This window comes from Synergistaceae bacterium (assembly GCA_021372895.1).
In the GTDB taxonomy this organism is placed as follows: domain Bacteria; phylum Synergistota; class Synergistia; order Synergistales; family Synergistaceae; genus JAJFTP01.
The window spans coordinates 29399-47531 of sequence record JAJFTP010000027.1; the positions used below are offsets into that span (position 1 = coordinate 29399).

General features: G+C 48.2%; 17 protein-coding genes. All 17 read right to left on the bottom strand.

The genetic code is table 11. The features are described 5' to 3' along the window. Positions 1-215 precede the first annotated feature (215 nt). Entirely contained in the window at positions 216-1262 is a 1047-nt protein-coding gene (gene ispG, locus LLF78_02655) for a (E)-4-hydroxy-3-methylbut-2-enyl-diphosphate synthase (GenBank protein ID MCE5201402.1), read from the bottom strand. Positions 1263-1274: 12 nt separating this feature from the next. Continuing rightward, positions 1275-2321 (bottom strand): RIP metalloprotease RseP, encoded by a 1047-nt coding sequence (gene rseP / locus LLF78_02660; GenBank protein MCE5201403.1) that lies wholly within the window; start codon positions 2319-2321, stop codon positions 1275-1277. Then, positions 2318-3487 carry a 1-deoxy-D-xylulose-5-phosphate reductoisomerase gene (locus tag LLF78_02665; protein MCE5201404.1) on the bottom strand — a complete coding sequence of 390 codons (1170 nt, stop codon included), beginning with the start codon at positions 3485-3487 and terminating at the stop codon, positions 2318-2320. Before LLF78_02665 ends, rseP begins: the two co-directional genes overlap by 4 nt. Before the next feature lie 4 nt (positions 3488-3491). Continuing rightward, on the bottom strand, positions 3492-4322 hold the full coding sequence (locus tag LLF78_02670; protein MCE5201405.1) for a phosphatidate cytidylyltransferase: 831 nt from the start codon (positions 4320-4322) through the stop codon (positions 3492-3494). After that, positions 4309-4998 (bottom strand): di-trans,poly-cis-decaprenylcistransferase, encoded by a 690-nt coding sequence (uppS, locus tag LLF78_02675; GenBank protein ID MCE5201406.1) that lies wholly within the window; start codon positions 4996-4998, stop codon positions 4309-4311. The genes LLF78_02670 and uppS overlap by 14 nt, the downstream gene beginning before the upstream one ends. A gap of 4 nt (positions 4999-5002) precedes the next feature. Further along, entirely contained in the window at positions 5003-5665 is a 663-nt protein-coding gene (locus LLF78_02680) for a uracil-DNA glycosylase (protein ID MCE5201407.1), read from the bottom strand. Then, positions 5662-6501 carry a hypothetical protein gene (locus tag LLF78_02685; GenBank protein ID MCE5201408.1) on the bottom strand — a complete coding sequence of 280 codons (840 nt, stop codon included), beginning with the start codon at positions 6499-6501 and terminating at the stop codon, positions 5662-5664. The genes LLF78_02680 and LLF78_02685 overlap by 4 nt, the downstream gene beginning before the upstream one ends. 24 nt (positions 6502-6525) lie before the next feature. Then, positions 6526-7785, bottom strand: a complete 1260-nt coding sequence (gene murA, locus LLF78_02690) for a UDP-N-acetylglucosamine 1-carboxyvinyltransferase (protein ID MCE5201409.1) — start codon at positions 7783-7785, stop codon at positions 6526-6528. Positions 7786-7827: 42 nt separating this feature from the next. After that, entirely contained in the window at positions 7828-8952 is a 1125-nt protein-coding gene (gene wecB / locus LLF78_02695) for a UDP-N-acetylglucosamine 2-epimerase (non-hydrolyzing) (protein MCE5201410.1), read from the bottom strand. A gap of 25 nt (positions 8953-8977) precedes the next feature. After that, positions 8978-9859, bottom strand: a complete 882-nt coding sequence (locus LLF78_02700) for an undecaprenyl/decaprenyl-phosphate alpha-N-acetylglucosaminyl 1-phosphate transferase (GenBank protein MCE5201411.1) — start codon at positions 9857-9859, stop codon at positions 8978-8980. Between the two features lie 33 nt (positions 9860-9892). After that, positions 9893-11008 carry a uracil phosphoribosyltransferase gene (gene upp, locus LLF78_02705; protein ID MCE5201412.1) on the bottom strand — a complete coding sequence of 372 codons (1116 nt, stop codon included), beginning with the start codon at positions 11006-11008 and terminating at the stop codon, positions 9893-9895. Between the two features lie 43 nt (positions 11009-11051). Then, positions 11052-12002, bottom strand: a complete 951-nt coding sequence (meaB, locus tag LLF78_02710) for a methylmalonyl Co-A mutase-associated GTPase MeaB (protein MCE5201413.1) — start codon at positions 12000-12002, stop codon at positions 11052-11054. 17 nt (positions 12003-12019) lie between these two features. Continuing rightward, the gene (locus LLF78_02715; GenBank protein ID MCE5201414.1) at positions 12020-12256 is read right to left on the bottom strand and encodes a flagellar biosynthesis protein FliR; all 237 of its coding nucleotides are present in this window, start codon (positions 12254-12256) and stop codon (positions 12020-12022) included. Positions 12257-12367: 111 nt separating this feature from the next. Continuing rightward, on the bottom strand, positions 12368-13339 hold the full coding sequence (locus LLF78_02720) for a Gfo/Idh/MocA family oxidoreductase (protein MCE5201415.1): 972 nt from the start codon (positions 13337-13339) through the stop codon (positions 12368-12370). A 55-nt stretch (positions 13340-13394) separates the two neighbouring features. After that, positions 13395-14171, bottom strand: coding sequence for a polyphenol oxidase family protein (locus tag LLF78_02725; GenBank protein ID MCE5201416.1), 777 nt, complete (start codon positions 14169-14171; stop codon positions 13395-13397). After that, positions 14152-15465 carry a bifunctional folylpolyglutamate synthase/dihydrofolate synthase gene (locus LLF78_02730; GenBank protein ID MCE5201417.1) on the bottom strand — a complete coding sequence of 438 codons (1314 nt, stop codon included), beginning with the start codon at positions 15463-15465 and terminating at the stop codon, positions 14152-14154. Before LLF78_02730 ends, LLF78_02725 begins: the two co-directional genes overlap by 20 nt. Before the next feature lie 2 nt (positions 15466-15467). After that, positions 15468-18131 (bottom strand): valine--tRNA ligase, encoded by a 2664-nt coding sequence (locus LLF78_02735; GenBank protein MCE5201418.1) that lies wholly within the window; start codon positions 18129-18131, stop codon positions 15468-15470. Between the last annotated feature and the right edge of the window lie 2 nt (positions 18132-18133).

The window sequence follows — 18133 nt, forward strand, 5'->3', positions numbered from 1 at the left end:
CCCATAAGTTGGTTAGAAAAGATTTACTTTCTAATATCTGGCGCATGGCGAGTAATGTGGAACGTTGCGGTTACGATAGTTATATATACTAGTTAAAGTGTTGATGTCAAATAACAGAAAAATTATAGCACAAATATAAATAAACTCCAAGATTCCAATAGTTCATATAAAATGATCTCCGGCGAGTTTTCTCTCCGAAGATCATCATTGTTTTTTTATAAAGTATCCAGTATTTTTAATAGCTCTGCTCTCATATTTTCCATACTGCCGGTATATACCGGCCTGCCGCGTCGGAACATCACAAAGCCATCCGGAGTCCCGGCTATCCCAAGATCTGCCCCTGCTGCTTCGCGCGGACCGTTTACCTCGCACCCCATTATTGCGATCGTAAGCCCGTCTTTGATCCCTTCGGGGAGAAGTTTCGACACTATTTGGGAAAGTTCAGCCACGTCCACCCTTTTCCTCCCGCAAGTGGGGCAGCTTATCAGGTTGTATCCTCTTTGTCTGATGCCAAGAGCCCTGAGGATATGGTAACCTACTTTGACCTCATCTGTCCCCGGGGCAGTCAGGCTTACGCGCATGGTATCACCTATACCCTGCGCAAGCAGAAGTGTTATGCCGGCTGAACCTTTTACTACGCCTGAAAGGCCTCCCCCTGCCTCTGTAATACCTATATGGATCGGGAATGGATATTTGCCGGACAGTATTGTATTGGCCAGTAGTGTTTCAGGTACTGAGCTTGACTTTGCTGAGATTATGATTTTGTCGAAATCGTTGTCAAGAAGCACCCTGATCTGTTCGTCAACTGCAAGGACAAGCGCTGCCGCCCTGTCGCCGCCCGCTTCTTTGATCTGCCTGTTGTTCAGTGAACCTCCGTTTGCCCCGATCCTTATCACCGCACCGTTATATTGGGCAGCTTTTATCACATCCAAGGTGCGTGTGTGGCTGTCCATATTTCCAGGGTTGATACGGATCGATCTACAGCCGGCATCCAGTGCTGCAAGAGCCAGCCTGTGGTTAAAATGTATATCGGCCATAAGTGTGATGTGTGCGGTTTTTATAAGCTTTTTGAAATTATCACAAAGAGACAGATCAGGCAGAGATACTCTTGCAAGCTCACAGCCTTCTTTGTCCAGTTCCTCTATTTCAGAAATGCACCCGGGAAGATCGCTGAGCGGCGTCTTAAGCATACTCTCGACCCTTACAGGGGAAATGCCTCCTATCACAAGTCCGTCAATATTGATGATTTTTCTGCTTCCCATCACTCACGCCGCCTAATGAAAAAGTCTTATTATATCTTTGCCTGTCACAAGTATTATGAGCGTTATCAGTATGATGAAGCCAGCGTAATGCACCCTGGTTTCCCACTTTTCAGGGACATTTTTTCCTGTGATCATCTCAATCAGGATAAAGACAAGCCTTCCTCCGTCAAGGGCCGGGAAGGGCAGCAGGTTAAGCAATCCCAGATTCAGGTTTATTACGCCCAGAAATGCAATAAAAGACCAGAACCCCTGTTTGAAGGCATCTCCGGCTATTATGGCTATCCCGACAGGGCCTATGACATCGGAGCGTATCTGCATCGTCAATATCATCCAGAGACCGCGAAGTATCTCCACCCCCATCTGCCATGAATAACTGAAAGCTTTTGTGAGGGCCTCGCTAAGCGGATATCTTATTAGAGCGGGCTGTATGCCTAAAAACCTGCCGCCCTGTTTTTTGCTTAACGGGATATCAACGGTGTAATTGATTTCTTTTCCTCCGCGTACGACTGTAATATTGAACCTGTCGCCAGTTATTTTATTGTCTTGTATGATTTTTCTTATATCGGACCATTTTTCTAACTTTATGCCATTGATCGAGCTGATCCTGTCACCGCTCTGCAGCCCAGCGGCCTGTGCAGGAGTTTTGTCCATTATTGTGCCTATCACAGGTTTTTCCAGATCATATATGCCGTAGCCTGTCAGATATGCTGTTGTGAGCAGCCATGCCAACATAATATTGACAAATGCCCCGGCCGCTATTATCACAAGCCGTTCCCACGGTTTTTTAGCACTCAGAGAGCGTGATGGATCTATGCTTTTCTTCTTTTGGTCTTCGCTGTCGGACGCATCTTCCCCTTCGAGCCTTACAAATCCGCCAATCGGAAATGCCCTGAAAGACCACAATGTCTCCCCCCTTGTTTTGCTCCATAAAGAGGGCCCCATACCGAATGAAAATTCGTGGACGAAAACATCCCGCCATTTTGCGGCAATAAAATGGCCGCCTTCATGCGAGATAACACATATTCCTATTACGATCAGAAATGAGATGATACTTATCAAGAAGTGTGCCTCCATTTTTTACACAGCTCAGCAGCGAGCCGCTCTCCATCTTTTACAAGCGCGATTGCATCGTCAAGTGTCTCGGGCGCTCTGCCTTGCCATTTACCCATTGTCTCCTCCACTATCTTTGAAATAGCGGTGAAAGGGATGTTTTCGTCAAGGAAATTTGCTACGGCCGTTTCATCTGCTCCGACGAGCAAAGAAGGATATGCGCCGCCCATACTGCCTGCCCTGCGCGCCGTTTCAAAGCAGGGGAACCGGGAACCATCTATCTCTTTGAATTCCAGATCCCATTTGTCAGGGTGTATGTAATCAAATCCATGCTCCATAAGGTCTAGCCTGTCAGGCCATGCCATGGCGGCAGCTGCAGGCAGCCTCATATCTGCAGGTGAGAGCAGCATTTTCATTGTCCCGTCGCAGAACAGCACCATCCCGTGTACCTGTGATCCGTGGTGGATGAGCGCGCTGACTTTCTCTGAAGGCAGGTTGAAAAGCCGCATGGCCTCTATGCATTCTATACCTTTGTTCATCAGCGTGGCACTGTCTATCGTTATTTTGGCTCCCATTTTCCAGACAGGATGTCTCAGCGCGGCGGATGGCTTTACAGATCCAAGCTGCTCGCCGGTGTATTCTCTGAACGGACCTCCGGAAGCGGTCAGCCATATTTTGCTGATTTCACGATGCGGGTCTTCGCGCAGGCATTGCCAGACTGCGCTGTGTTCGCTGTCAACGGGGCGTAACTGATTCTGATGCTTTATCAGCGGCATTATCCATGGTCCTGCAACGACGATGCTTTCCTTGTTAGCAAGAGAGACATCCTTGTCCGCTTTCAAGGCCGTCTGGAGGGCTTTGATAGCGGAAACGCCGGATGATGCGAATATCACGTGATCAATTTCATCGTCTGCGGCAAGGATGGAAAACCCCTCTATGCCGGAAAGGCATTCAAATCCATTTTCGCTGAATTTCCCGCCCTGAGGGTCTGTAAGGCAGAGTTTTTTCGAACCATGCCTGTGCGCCAATTCGAGAAGCCTGTTTTTATTGGATCGGGCTGCCAATGCAACGACCTCAAAACGTTCCGGAAAACGCGCACAAACATCCAGGACAGCGCCGCCGACGCTTCCTGTCGCACCTATTAAAGCGATCCTTATGCGTTCCGGTCTATCCATCCTGTTATCCGATTATCTCGAATATTACAAATGCCAATGTCCCGTTGACAAGAATGCTGTCAAAACGATCCAGCAGACCGCCATGTCCGGGAATGATATAGCCTGTGTCCTTAACTTCGGCTTCGCGTTTCAGCACAGACTCTCCGAGATCTCCCAACTGCCCGGCTATTCCGCAGAGAAGACCCATCAAAAGGAGCGGGAGGGGAGGAAATGAAAACACCAGAGCCAGTACTCCTCCGCAGAGAAAGCTGGCGGCGGCGCCGCCCATGAAGCCCTCCCAGGTCTTTTTGGGACTGACCTTGTCACAGAGAAGATGCCTGCCGTAGTGACTGCCCACAAAATATGCCGCAACATCGCAGCTCCATGTGCAGCAGAAGAGCGTTATAAGAAAAAGCGAGCCAAGTTCACGGGTACGGATCAGTATCATAAAGGACCATGGCAGTATGACATAAGCTATTCCCGCTATCGTCGCACCCATGTTCTGCAATGCAAAACTTTCAGAGCTTACCTGGCGCCGTATCACTTCGAGGAAAAGAGCGGTAAATATAATCATGGATATAGTGCAGAGGATAGATGTCAGGCTCATGTCCAAAGCGGATCCGAATAGTATGAATGCTCCCGAAAGCATTATAAGCCACGGGGAGATATCATGTTTTGTAGAAAGCAGCTTGTAAAACTCCCAGAGAGAGAATATGGCGATCACGAAGACAATCAAACTCCATATATACCCGCCTGTCAGTATGCCTCCAATTACAACAAGTACGATAAAAACACTGCTGAAAGTTCTGAGCGGCAGGTCAGGACTTGAATTTAAAAACAATTTAAGCTTTTCCATAACGCCTTTCCCTCCCCAAATAATCTGAAATGGCATGCTCCAGATCGGCCTTGCCGAAATCCGGCCAATACTTGTCTATAAAATAGTATTCACTGTATGAGCCCTGCCAGACCCAAAAATTACTCATCCTGATCTCCCCGCTGGTCCTTATCAGAAGGTCCGGATCCGGGATGTCAGGCAGATAAAGATATCTCCTCAGTATATCTTCAGTGATCGCAGCTTCAATGCCGTCTTCTATAATACGGTTCACCGCGTCAAGTATTTCCTGGCGTCCGCCATAGTTGAGGCAGATTATTAGCTGCAGCGCAGTGTTATCTTTTGTTTTTTCTTCTGCCTCCGCCAGTATTTCCTGTATATCCTGAGGCAGTGCTGAAATCTGACCTGCAAAGCGAACTCTGGTGTTTTCTCTGTCAAGATCTCGAAGTTTTGACCTCATATAATATCTGAAAAGTCCCATAAGACCCATAACCTCGCCCTTTGGGCGCTTCCAGTTTTCCGTTGAGAAGGCATATAGAGAGATATACGGTATGCCTAGGTCTTTTGCTGCGCGTATAGTTCTTTCTACAGCGCGAACACCTTCGTGATGCCCCATTATTCTGGGAAGTCCCCTGGATTTTGCCCAGCGCCCGTTGCCGTCCATCACGATCCCGATATGCTGTATCGGTTTACGATCCATAATATCAGCCAAATCGGAGCCCATCTGTTTTCCCTTTATTTTTGACAGAATCCCATTGTCTCTTGACTTCCTGGATGTCAAGCCATGTCAGGTGCTTGGGGCTTCCCTCTTTGGAGGATGCGTTGCGCAGAAGATAACTTGGATGGAACATGGGCATTACGGGAATGCCGTGCCATTCAAACCACTTGCCGCGAATCTTTGTTATGCCCTCGCTTGTCTTCAGTATCCATCTTGCCGGTGTATTGCCAAGTAGAACGATAAGGGCCGGGTTTATGAGCAATATCTGTGTCTGCAGATGCTGATCACAAATCATCATTTCCTCCGGCGTAGGGACCCTGTTTTCCGGTGGCCTGCACTTAACAATATTGGTAATATAGACGTCTTTCCTGTCGATCCCAACCGCACCAAGTATCTGAGTAAGGAGTTGCCCGGCCCTTCCTACGAACGGAAGCCCCTGATCGTCCTCATCTGCACCTGGCCCCTCCCCTATAAAAAGGAGCCTGCTATGTGGGTTGCCGTCCCCGAATACGACCTTTGTCCTTGTCTCGGAAAGTCGGCAGCTTTTGCACGACTGAGCATTAAGGTATGCGTGCTTCCATAGCACATCCAGAGCGTGCTCTCTCTCTTCCGGTGACAACTCCAACAGTTTATCCGTATCATTATTCATATAAGCACTTCCTCAATAATAACATCTACTTTTTTTACATCAAGTCCGGTAAAATAGCGCACGCTGACGGCAATTCTATTCTTGACCAGCTGTGCGATGTTAAGGAGCTGTTTTTCGCCGAGAGTAACGGCCAGCCTTACCTCTATAGAAATATTTTCTTCTCGCTCGGGGCTGACGTTAACTTCTGTGACCTTTGCGACCTGAGCGGTCCTTGTTGCTATGAAGTTTACAAGCTGCTTGATAGCTTCGGGCTCTATGTGTACATCACCGTAAAAGCTAAACGGGGGCCTGACTATCGTTTTTTCCCCTTCACGGTTATCTTTTGACTTCCAGAAAACACGCAGCTGTCCGGCTAATTTTCCTGCAAAGTTTTTTCTGACCAGAACGTGAGATACCGGTATTACATGCTGTCTTTTGCTGAAACGTTCACGGCGTGCCTTTGCTATCTCTTCCGGTGTTGCCACTTCTTCTATCCTGATGATTTTCGAGGGCTCCTGCAGGCCAAGGTTGTGAATTATGCGTTCGACCATGTTGTCTGATGTTGAGATTATCATAACTGAACAGGGAGAATTCTCACGGAAAAAAGCTGCGACTTCCTTTCTGTGATCTTCGAACTCAAACAGGGCCCTCCTGATAGCGCTGACCTGATTTCGTTCTGATTTTGCACTTTTGCCGCATACGATGCTGCCCTTGCTTATCACCAGCCCATCGTCAATTATATAATCGGCATCGACCATAGAGGAGACAAGCTGTGCTCTTTGACTCTTGCCTGTTCCTGCCGCACCTATAAAGGCGAAGGTTTTTACGCCCGGAATAAATACTGTAGATTCGGTCATCTCTGCCTCAAATACAAAGCATGGCTAATCAACCATCTCAATATCCGCGCCTAAGGATCTCATTTTATCAAAAAGGCCTTCGTAGCCGCGCCAAACATGCTGAAGGTCACATACGAGAGTCTCTCCCTCTGCGGCAAGCCCCATAAGTATCAGAGCCGCTCCGGCGCGCAGGTTGGACGAATGAACTTCTGTGCCGGTGATCTTGCTTACACCGGTTATTATTGCGGTATTTTCCTGTACCTCTATCTTTGCTCCCATTTTTTTAAATTCGTTGATGTGAAGCAGTCTGGAGTCAAATATACTTTCGTTGATTACGCTTGTCCCGTTTGCCAGGGACAGAGCTGCCATAAGCTGCGGCTGTGTATCAGTAGGGAAGCCCGGATGCGGCATGGTCTTTACAGATATACCCTTAAGAGGTGCGACCCATTTGGCGGTTATCTCGTTGTTGAATATATCTATTGAGACTCCGCTCTCTTTGAGCTTTGAAAGTATCGCCTCCATATACGATGGGTCGATGCCGCGCACAGTGACAGAACCCTTTGTTATGACTCCGGCTATAAGGTACGTTGAGGCCTCGATGCGGTCCGGTATTATTTCGCACTGTGCGGAGTGTAGAGATTTCTGTCCAGTAATTCTGATATTAGGAGTGCCGGCCCCTTTGATAGGGGCGCCCATCAGTCTAAGCACCTCTGCTAGATTGACTATCTCAGGTTCCTGAGCGGCGTTTTCAATATTGGTCACTCCATCAGCCAGAGCAGCGGCCATCATAAGGTTTTCGGTCGCGCCAACGGACGGAAAATCAAGGGTAATTGTAGTTCCCTTAAGGCGATCGGCAAAGGTGGCATAAACAGATCCGTGGTTCAGGTCGATCACGGCACCCATCTTAGCGAGTCCCTTAAGATGAAAATCGATAGGCCTGCTGCCGAGGACACAACCGCCGGGAAGAGGGAGCACCGCCTTCCCGCATCTTGCAACCAGCGGTCCCAGGACAAGAGAAGAAGCTCTCATTTTGCGGACAATGTCTGCAGGAGCCTCCCATCTTAGTTCTTCAGGGACATCTATTGTCATACGGTTGTTTTGAAAGGCTATTTTAGCTCCTAAATGACCTAATAGGTCACACATCGTGTGGATGTCATACAGGTCGGGAACTTTCTCAATAGTAAGACTCTGTCCTCTGAGAAGAATTGATGCAGCCATGACAGGCAGAGCTGCATTTTTAGCCCCCTGTACATCCACAGTGCCATTTAATGGTTTCCCGCCCCTGATTAGCATTTTATCCTGCAATTGATTTCACTCCTGTCTGCTGTGCGAGGCAGGAATAATCCCCTACCCTTCAAAATATTCTTTCAGTGCCTCTGCTATCTTTATTGATGCTTTGCCATCGCCGAAAGGTTGATCCATACATTTTTTTTCTATTCTAATGATATTTTCACTGTCCTGCATGAGTTCTTTTGCCTGTGAAATTATCCTATCCCTGTCCACTCCTACAAGTATGCCGCTGCCGTGTTCGACTGCTTCGGGGCGCTCAGTGACATCGCGGAGTATTAGTACCGGTTTTTTTATTGAGGATGCCTCTTCCTGCACTCCTCCGCTGTCGCTCAGTATAAACTTGGATTTATTCATAGCCCAGACAAAATCAGGATAATCAAGCGGGTCACAAAGAATAACCTGTTTTCTATGTTCGAGATGCCTCCTGATTATCTCCCTTACCGCCGGATTTTTGTGCATCGGTACGACCATCCACAACTCAGGGTAGCTGTCCAGAAGTTCACTCATTGCGGAGCAGATATTTTCGAGAGGCTGCCCCCATGATTCCCTCCTATGTGCCGTAACGAGGAGAAACGGGGCATTCTCCGGCAGCCTGCGCAATTCTTCACATTCAGGTTTAGTTATACTGCTTATAGTATAAAAGAGCGCGTCTATTACCGTATTGCCGGTAACAATAATGTTCTTTTCCGGCGTTCCCTCGCGCAGCAGGTTTTCCTTAGCCAGAACTGTAGGTGCGAATGAAAAGTCTGTTATCCTATCGGTAAGTATTCGGTTCATTTCTTCTGGGAAAGGCAGGTGCATGTTACCGCTGCGCAGTCCTGCTTCGACGTGTCCTATCGGGATCCTTCTGTAAAACGCCGCAAGGGCGGCGGCAAATGTAGTGGTTGTATCCCCGTGTACAAGTACAGCGGCGGGAGATAAGCTGTCAAAATACTCACCGGCACCTGTCAGGACTGATGAAGTTATATGATCAAGTGTCTGGCGGTCCTTCATGATGTGTAAATTGAGGTCAGCATTAAGCTTAAAGTGTCCGAGCGCCTGATCAAGCATTGCCGCGTGCTGGCCTGTGGCCAGAATCTTCGTGTCGAAATAGTTCTGGTCGCGCAATGCAATGACGACCGGAGCCATTTTTATTGCCTCGGGCCGTGTGCCTAATACGCATACGATAACTTTTTTATCCATTTTTATGTCCTCCGTCTGTCACTGATCAAAACAAATTAAATATCCGTACTCCCATGAGGCGGAGCCCGCAGACCATCAGAAAAAAATGTAACGAACCCAGAACCGCAAGGGTGCTTAACTTTGATAATCCGGCATCCTGCAGTTTGTGATGTGCATGCCCCCTGTCAGGGGAGAGAGGTGATTTTTTAGTAAGCACCCTGCGTGTCATTGCCACGAGAGTGTCTATGACCGGCACTCCTCCTATCAGAAGGAGTATCAGGACAAGATGAACAAAGCTGTTGCCGAAAATGTCTGGGAATATGCTCCATGCAAGATGTGATGCGCAGATGTAGCCGAGAAGAGTGCTTCCCCCATCCCCCAGAAATGTCCTTGGCTGTGGAAAATTCCAGAGCAGAACACCGAATACGAGACCGGCTACCGGCATCCAGACACCTGCATTTCCGGCATACAGAGCCACAATTGAAGTTATGAGCGTCACAGTCAGGCATAGACCATCCATTCCGTCTATCAGGTTGTAGGCATTGGTGGTGCCTGATATCCACAGGATAAAAAGCATCCTCTGCCACAAAGGTATCGGAAGCGGATACGCCACCCACGCAGCTGCGGCGAGATGGAAGAAGAGCCTGAAAAGCGGCGGCAGAGGATGCATGTCGTCCATATAGCCTATGATAAAGACAACAGTTGCACCTGTGGCCACATAAGGGACTTCAACTCCTGGATTACCTGTGAAGAGGGCCCAGAGAAGATATCCGCTCCATAAAACAATCCCTGCACCTCGCGGCATAATGCTGCGGTGTCTCTTCCTTCCTCCGGGTATATCAAGGAGCCTGAACTTTTGTGCCAGGCCGATCGAGACCGGAGTCGCTATAAGCCCCCATAAAAACATTACAAGGGTAAAAAGGTACATCGGAAGCACTATCGTACCCCTAGAGAGTCACAGCTATTTTGTACCAAAAAGTCTGTCTCCGGCGTCGCCGAGGCCAGGCACGATATATCCGTGCTCGTTCAGATGGCTGTCTATTGCGGCTGTATAAATATCGACGTCCGGATGTTCTCCATGGAATTTTGCTATCCCCTCAGGCGCAGCGAGCAGAGAGACAAGTGATATCCTTTTGCCGCATTTGTTCTTGATATGGCTGACTGCAGCGGCAGCTGAGCCGCCTGTCGCAAGCATCGGGTCGACTACGAAAATATCCCGTTCAGATATGTCATTGGGCAGTTTACAATAGTAATCCACGGGTTTAAGTGTCACAGGGTCTCTGTAAAGGCCAATATGACCAACTTTTGCATTAGGTATGAGTTTGAGTATGCCTTCGACCATCCCGAGCCCTGCTCTCAGAACTGGTACGATTGCTAGTTTTTTGCCTGAAAGAGTGAAAACCTTTGTCCTTGCAATTGGAGTCTCTATCTCCATCTCTTCGAGGGAAAGATGCCTTGTTATCTCATAGACCATGAGTCCCGCAACTTCCTGTACGAGATCCCTGAAATCCTTTGATGATGTATCCTTATTGCGCATAAGACCAAGTTTGTGCAGGACGAGAGGATGGTCTATGACTATAGTGCGTCCCTCGCTCAGGCCGGAAGCGCATGAAGACCGCTGTAAATCTGATGGGTGCTCCTGTTCATAGGCCGTTATTTTATCAAGCCTCAATTTATGGCGGCCACCTTCAAATTCCTCGCTTATCCATGTGTCTATTATGTCCTTTGCAAGTCCTGATCCTGTTACTCTGCTGCCGATGACAAGCACATTCGAGTCATTGTGTCTGCGGCTCATTGCGGCGGTAAAATGGTCGTGACAGAGGGCTGCCCTGATCCCTTTCACCTTGTTTGCAATTATACTCATACCTATGCCTGTGCCGCAGAAGAGCATCCCTCTGTCTGCTTCGTGTTTAGCGACTGCTTCAGCAGTCAGGATCCCATTGTCAGGGTAGTCCACGCTTTGGCTGCATGATGATGTTCCGCAGTCAATAACTTCGTGCCCGCTGCTTTTAAGATATTCTTTTATTTCTTCCTTGAGGCTGAATCCGGCATGGTCGGCGCCGACGGCGATCTTCATAATTTAAATTCCTCCAAACTTGATTAATAGTTCTCATTGATCATCAAACGGTGTTATGGTCTTTTATTATCTTTGTAATTATCTCATTGGCAAGCGTGTATGGATCAATCCTGCGTTCGGCGAGTTCATCGAAGATGCCAGCCGACTTGCGTTTGTTCCATGTTTTTTCGACGATTCGCGATATCTCTTCCCTGAGAACATCTTCTACCTCCATCTCAAGCTGAGAATAGCGGCGCCTCTTGCCTTCCTCGGTGGAATGCAGGTAATCCCAGTGTCTGTCCAGAGCTTCTTTTGCCTCGCCGACTCCTGTGTTTTTCTGCGATGAGACAAGGCAGACAGGAGGTATCCAGTCTTTTTCCCCAAGCATCTTCAGCATAAGCTGTACATCTGAAGCTACCTTGTCCGCTCCATCTTTATCAGCCTTATTTATTACGAAAACATCGGCTATCTCCATGATTCCCGCCTTCATTATCTGTACGTCATCGCCCATTCCCGGAACGAGCACAAGACAGACAGTGTCGGCGATCTTTATGATGTCTACCTCTGACTGACCAACTCCGACTGTCTCTATCAGAACCACATCAAAACCGCACGAGTCAAGTATAAGGGCAGCTTCGTGAGTTGCGCGGCTTATTCCTCCAAGATGTCCTCTTGAACCCATACTGCGGATAAAGACACCACTGTCCAAAGTATGGCTCTGCATGCGCAGCCGGTCACCCAATATAGCTCCGCCTGTAAATGGACTTGAGGGGTCTATCGCTATAACTCCGATTTTTTTACCATCGGACTTGAATTGAGAAATTAACCTGTCCACAAAGGTGCTTTTACCTGCGCCAGGGCTTCCGGTAATTCCGATCACCTGCGTTTTGCCGGTCCTCGGGTATACTTGCTTCATAATGTCCTTGGCGATAGGAGAGTCAGCTTCTATCAGACTGATCAGACGGCCGATCGCTCTGAAATCTCCGTCAAAGCCACGGCTAAGCAAATTATGCATACATCAGCTCTCCTTGATTATTTATTAAAAATGATGTCAATGCCGGCAAAACAATAAAAACCCAGCCCTATCGATGCAGCGAATGTAAAGCCCAACAGACATCTCAAGTATATTACAAAAAGAGGGCTTCCAGGCCACTTTCCCGACTGGATATTAACTACCATGCGAGCAAGAAAAAGCGATACTCCAAACAGAGCCAGCGCGACAATAGCCTGAAGATTCACAGGTGGGACTGTTTTTAAAAATTCGAACAAAGAAGAAACACCCTTTCATTTAGGAATGTTCTCTATGACAATAAAAAAGAGAGGAGAAACATCCTCTCTAGATGATAACTCTTGTTGCCCTGAATGTCATTTGTTATTTGTCTAAATTGCCGAAAACAGTGCATTTGAGTCAGCCTTTTCCTCATGTATCTGCCTGAGGGCGGCAACACATACTTCCAGTGCGCGTTTACCATCCTTTATGCCTACCATTGGCTGTCTGCCTTCCCTTACACAGGAGACAAAGTGCTGCAGCTCCATTTTTAGAGGTTCTGTCTTCGGAAATACCGGATGTTCCATAATTTCAACGATATTTCCAGTGCTGTTTCTTACGCTTCTCTGTACTGAAATATCCTGTGTCTCGTAGTTGACTGTTATATAACGCTCGGCCTCAGTTATTTCCATCTGGCGCATGCGCTTTTCCGAGACCCTGCTTACCAGTATCTGTGCCATTGCGCCGTTTGCGAAAGTAAGCTGTGCGGAAGCTATGTCTTCGTGGTCTGTGCGGATGCAGCGTCCCATGGCAGAAATCGATACAAGCTCTGAATTTATCATTGAGAGAATTATATCTATGTCGTGGATCATAAGGTCAAGAACCACGCCGACATCGCCGATGCGGGGAGAAAACGGCCCTATCCTTTGTGTCTGTATAAAATACGGATCGTTTATAAATTCCCTTACATGCTGGACCGCACTGTTGAAACGTTCAATATGCCCGACCTGCAGGATCAGATCCCTTTTCACAGCAAGGCGGAGAAGCTTTTCCGCCTCATCGACACTTGTCGTAACAGGTTTTTCTATGAGAACATGTATCCCCTGCTCCATCGCTGTCTTAGCGATCTGGAAATGCAGACTTGTGGGTACCACTATACTCAACGCATCGGGCCTTGTCTCCCTGACGAAGCATTCAATATCGCTGAACGCAGCCACCCCGAGTTGGTCTGCAACCGCATGGGCTCTCTCTTCATTGATATCCATAACTCCGACTAAATGTGTGCCAAATATCTCTGTATAAACTCTTGCATGGTGCATTCCAAGATGGCCGACTCCAATAACGCCGACTTTTATATTGTCCATTATTATTTCACCTCGCGCATGGAATATATCTCACTCAGCCTTAAAGCATTGTCACTTATTTACGGCATTTTGTGGCATTCCCGGCCAGAAGGAAAATCCTGTTTTTCTCGTCCCCTCCGCGATATGAGTAGAAAATATCACGATTGCATAGAGTGCAGCTTTTATACATATAGATGCTGTCTTTCGCAATATTGCTCTCTATCAGCTGGTCTCTTATCTGATTTTGTATGTCGAAATGAACCAGCCCGCTGCTTTCAAATGTATTGGACACGGAGAACGATTCTACCGCTCTTGCGGTGTTAGGATCTTCTTTTCTGCGGCTATAGCATTTTTTACATATACACGGACCTATCCATGCCCACATCCTGCCTGCCGGGTTTGTATCAAAGTGTTTTATGACTGCCGATATCCCGGAGGAAATAATATTCTTCACAGTTCCGGAAAATCCTGAATGCAGCAGCAGCATCCACGGTTCAGGTGTGATTCCGGCAATGACTGCCGGTACGCAGTCTGCAAAACGCAGACTGGCAAAACAATCTGAGGATCCATTTAAAAAAACGCCATCGGCTTCAGGTCTCAAAGGAATGGAATATCTACGCTCCGCAGGTATTATATCAGTTCCATGTACCTGATGAGGCGCAACTAAATTAACGTTATTAAAATTATGTGACATAAAATCCCATACCTTGAGTGGATCACCCTCTGCGGCGTCGTTGATCCATCCCCTGCCGTACAATGACGCAAAAAATACATCCCTTATTTCGTCAGGCAATACCAGGTCTATGACAAATTGCCCGTTTTTATTGTAAGAATTAAAGCCCTCGAATTCCATCGATGCGGGCCTTTATGTAACCAACAAGGTAAAGACTGCCGCAGCATACGGAGACAGAAGAGGTTAAAAGTGCGTTGTTGACGGCATCGATGGGGTCAAGCCAGACTCCTGCAGTCCTTAGCCCGCATTCCTGAACCAGAGCGCAGAGTCCGTCTGCTTTCATGGAGCGCTCCATATCGGGAACCTGAGTGCAGTAAATAAGCGGATCGAGCTGTTTTAGTATCTCTAATGACATACGTATATCTTTGTCTTTCATCATTGCAAGTACAATATTTAAACCGCCCTTTATCGATATTATCAAAAGTGTTTCGACGAGGCGTTTCATTGCATGCGGATTATGGGCCCCGTCAACAAGAAGCACAGGATCATCCGCCAGCTTTTCAAGCCGGCCTTGCCATGACGTTTTTTTGACTCCCGCCATTATTGAAGCTTCAGTCAACGCAGGAAATTTATCCTTGAGCACGCACGCACCCATAATGGCGAGCGCCGCATTCTCTGCCTGATAGTGCCCTATAAGCGGCGTTATATATCTTGTGCTTGTTCTCTTTTGCGTTTTTAAAGTAAACGCAGTCCCGTTCAGTGATGTCTCGACTTCGCATATGTTGCACGATTCCGGCATCAGCAGCGCGTATGCGCCGCGTTTTGCAGCCATTTCCAGGAAGTATGCCTCTAATTCGGTATTTCCTCCGGCAAATATAGCAGGAGTGTTTTTGCGAATTACGGAGAATTTCTCGTGTGCTATCTCCTGTATCGTATCTCCCAGGTATTCCGTATGATCCATGCCGATTGGCGTAATAAGTGTCAAAAAGACATTCTTAAGGATATTTGTCGCGTCCAGCCTGCCGCCAAGCCCGGCCTCCACTACCGCTATGTCTACATTCTCCTCGGCGATGATCATAAACGAAACTGCCGTTATGAGCTCAAAATATGTCGGATTATTATCAGCAAAGAAAGTGCATTCGGTTATCATTTTTTTTATTTTTGAAATGCATGCATACCATTTTTCAGGCGAAACATAAATTCCATCAACTTCAAGCCTTTCTCCAAACGAAACAAGATGCGGACTCGTATAGAGAGCGGTCCTGTACCCGGATTCTCTGAGAATGGAGGCGATGGTCGCGGCTGTTGAGCCTTTCCCGTTTGTGCCGACGACATGGACGGCGGGGAACGCGCGTTCAGGATCCCCTGCGAGCGACAGCAGCTTGGAAAGCCTGGCAAGCCCGGGGCGTATCCCGGGACTTGCCAGTGATTGAAGTTCACTTTCTATTTCTTCAAAATATTTTTGAATATGCATCGCTACTCTGTAAGGCTATCAAGGTTTTCTATGATCCGGTCTCTCTTTGCCTCATTAAATGCAAGATTGGCCTTTTCCTTGGTAATGACCTCTTCAGGCGCTCTTTCGACAAACTGGGCGTTCGAAAGTTTTGCTCTGCTCTTATCGATATCTTTTTCCAGTTTTTCGAGATCGTTCTTTAGCCTCAGGACTTCTTTATCTACATCAAGCAGATCTCCGACTGGCAGATAGATTTGGATATCATCGAGAACCGCAGTCAGGCTGTGCTCCGGTTTGACTGATCCGTCTCCGGTCAGCAGGAGTGACTCGACCTTGGTCAGTAGGAGTATCTGAGCTTCAGATGATTTAAGGATGCCGAGCTTATCAGCGTTATGAACTGAGAGCACTACTCTTGGAATAACAATCTGAGGAGTGATCCTGGCCTCTGCGCGCAGGTTACGCACTGAGCGTACTATGTCCTGAATAAAGCCCATGTCTGATATGAGCCTCTCGTCTATTTCGGCAAGGCGTGGTTCGGGCCACGAGCTGTGCTCTATAATGTCCCCTCCGAACGGGAATGCCTGCCAAAGTTCTTCAGTCACGAACGGTATGTACGGATGTAGTAATTTCAGCACATCCTCAAATACCGCAAGCAGTACTGCCTGTGTCGTTCTGCGCCTTGCATCGCCCTCTTCACCTCTCAGGGCCGGTTTCGACAGTTCAAGATACCAGTCGCAGAGTTCGCCCCATGTGAAGTCGTACATAAGCCTCGCTGATTCGCCGAAGAAATATCCGTCCAGAAGACGCGTCATCTCGGCAGAAACCTGGGATATTCTGTTCAGTATCCACTTGTCCTGTATGCGCAGTTCGGCCTCTTCCCACTGCTGTCCCATCTCCGCGTCCTCAAGATTCATAAGGGCAAAGCGGCTGGCGTTCCACAGCTTATTCATAAATAGACGGTATGTGGCTATCCTCTCCGTTGAGAGGAAGATATCTCGTCCCTGCACTGTGAGAGCCGCAAGCGTGAGCCGTAATGCATCCGCACCGTAGTCCCTGACTATCGTCAGGGGGTCTATGACGTTACCGCGTGATTTGCTCATCTTCTGTCCCTTTTCATCCCGCACAAGAGCATGGATATAAACGTCTCGGAACGGAACTTTTCCATTCATCCCTTCAAGCCCGAACATTATCATCCTGGCTACCCAGAAGAAAATAATGTCAAAACCGGTTACGAGGACGGAGGTCGGGTAGTACTTTTGCAGCAGTTTGGTATTCTCCGGCCAGCCCATGGTCGAGAAGGGCCACAATGCACTGGAGAACCATGTGTCCAGTACGTCTTCATCCTGCCTCAGCTCTGTGTTGCCGCACTTCGGGCATGATCCCGGGGCCTCCGTTTCAACGATGATCTCTCCGCATTTGTCACAGTACCATGCCGGGATGCGATGACCCCACCAGAGCTGCCGCGAGATGCACCAGTCCCTGATGTTCTCCATCCACTGATAATATACGTTAGTCCACTGATCAGGCACAAAACGGATATCTCCGGCCTGTACCGCTGCAACTCCTGCGTCCGCAAGCGGGCGCGTATGGACAAACCACTGTTCCGAAAGATACGGTTCAATGACCGTGTGACAGCGATAACATTCTCCGACAGAGTGCGTTATTTCCTTAACGCTGATCAAAGAGCCCTCTTTCTCAAGATCCCCTACGATGCATTTACGTGCCTCAAAACGGTCCAGTCCGGTATATTTGCCTGATTCCGGCGTCATTGTGCCGTTGTCGTCAATGACCTGTATCTGTTCAAGGTTGTGTCTCTGTCCGACCAGGAAGTCATTAGGGTCATGTGCGGGGGTAATTTTTACGCAGCCCGTACCGAATTCAGGATCCACCATGTTGTCTTCGATGACGGGAATGATCCTGCCTGTTATGGGAACGATGACATTCCTGCCAACCAGGCGGAGGTTTTTCTCATCCCTTGGATGTATCGCTATCGCAGTGTCTCCGAGAATTGTCTCAGGGCGCGTCGTCATTACGGTGAGCTGTCCTTTGCCGTCTGCGAACTTGTACGCAACTTCATAAAACTTGCCTTCCGTCTCATGATGTTCGACCTCAAGGTCGGAGAGTGCAGTGTGGCACCTCGGGCACCAGTTGATAAGATACTTGCCCCTGTAAATCAGACCTTTTTTGTAGAGGTCGACAAATATTTTGCGGACAGCCACGGAAAGGCCTTCGTCCATAGTGAAGCGTTCTCTGTCCCAGTCGCAGGATGCGCCAAGTTTTTTTAATTGGTTGATGATGGTGCTTCCGTACTGTTCTTTCCACTTCCAAACTCTTTTCACGAAATCTTCACGGCCGAGGTCATGGCGGGAAATGCCTTCCGCTGCAAGTGAACGCTCAACTACATTCTGAGTCGCGATGCCGGCATGATCTGTTCCGGGCAGCCATAGCACGCTGTAGCCCTGCATCCTTTTTGTCCTGCAGAGGATATCCTGAAGCGTATTGTCAAGCGCATGTCCGACATGCAGGGAGCCGGTTACGTTGGGCGGCGGGATCACAATTGAAAACGGCGGTTTGGGGGAATCCGGGTCTGCTTTAAAAAGCCCCTTCTCGATCCATCTCATATACCATTTGTCCTCAATTGGTACAGGGTCGTAGCTCTTGCCTAAAACTGTTTTTTCGGAATCCATCC

Excerpts from the sequence above, each read along its gene's own strand:
- ispG (MCE5201402.1), bottom strand. The coding sequence starts at position 1,262 with ATGGGAAGCAGAAAAATCATCAATATTGACGGACTTGTGATAGGAGGC.
- LLF78_02665 (MCE5201404.1), bottom strand. The coding sequence starts at position 3,487 with ATGGATAGACCGGAACGCATAAGGATCGCTTTAATAGGTGCGACAGGA.
- LLF78_02670 (MCE5201405.1), bottom strand. The coding sequence starts at position 4,322 with ATGGAAAAGCTTAAATTGTTTTTAAATTCAAGTCCTGACCTGCCGCTC.
- uppS (MCE5201406.1), bottom strand. The coding sequence starts at position 4,998 with ATGGATCGTAAACCGATACAGCATATCGGGATCGTGATGGACGGCAAC.
- LLF78_02680 (MCE5201407.1), bottom strand. The coding sequence starts at position 5,665 with ATGAATAATGATACGGATAAACTGTTGGAGTTGTCACCGGAAGAGAGA.
- LLF78_02685 (MCE5201408.1), bottom strand. The coding sequence starts at position 6,501 with ATGACCGAATCTACAGTATTTATTCCGGGCGTAAAAACCTTCGCCTTT.
- wecB (MCE5201410.1), bottom strand. The coding sequence starts at position 8,952 with ATGGATAAAAAAGTTATCGTATGCGTATTAGGCACACGGCCCGAGGCA.
- LLF78_02700 (MCE5201411.1), bottom strand. The coding sequence starts at position 9,859 with ATGTACCTTTTTACCCTTGTAATGTTTTTATGGGGGCTTATAGCGACT.
- upp (MCE5201412.1), bottom strand. The coding sequence starts at position 11,008 with ATGAAGATCGCCGTCGGCGCCGACCATGCCGGATTCAGCCTCAAGGAA.
- meaB (MCE5201413.1), bottom strand. The coding sequence starts at position 12,002 with ATGCATAATTTGCTTAGCCGTGGCTTTGACGGAGATTTCAGAGCGATC.
- LLF78_02720 (MCE5201415.1), bottom strand. The coding sequence starts at position 13,339 with ATGGACAATATAAAAGTCGGCGTTATTGGAGTCGGCCATCTTGGAATG.
- LLF78_02725 (MCE5201416.1), bottom strand. The coding sequence starts at position 14,171 with ATGGAATTCGAGGGCTTTAATTCTTACAATAAAAACGGGCAATTTGTC.
- LLF78_02730 (MCE5201417.1), bottom strand. The coding sequence starts at position 15,465 with ATGCATATTCAAAAATATTTTGAAGAAATAGAAAGTGAACTTCAATCA.
- LLF78_02735 (MCE5201418.1), bottom strand. The coding sequence starts at position 18,131 with ATGGATTCCGAAAAAACAGTTTTAGGCAAGAGCTACGACCCTGTACCA.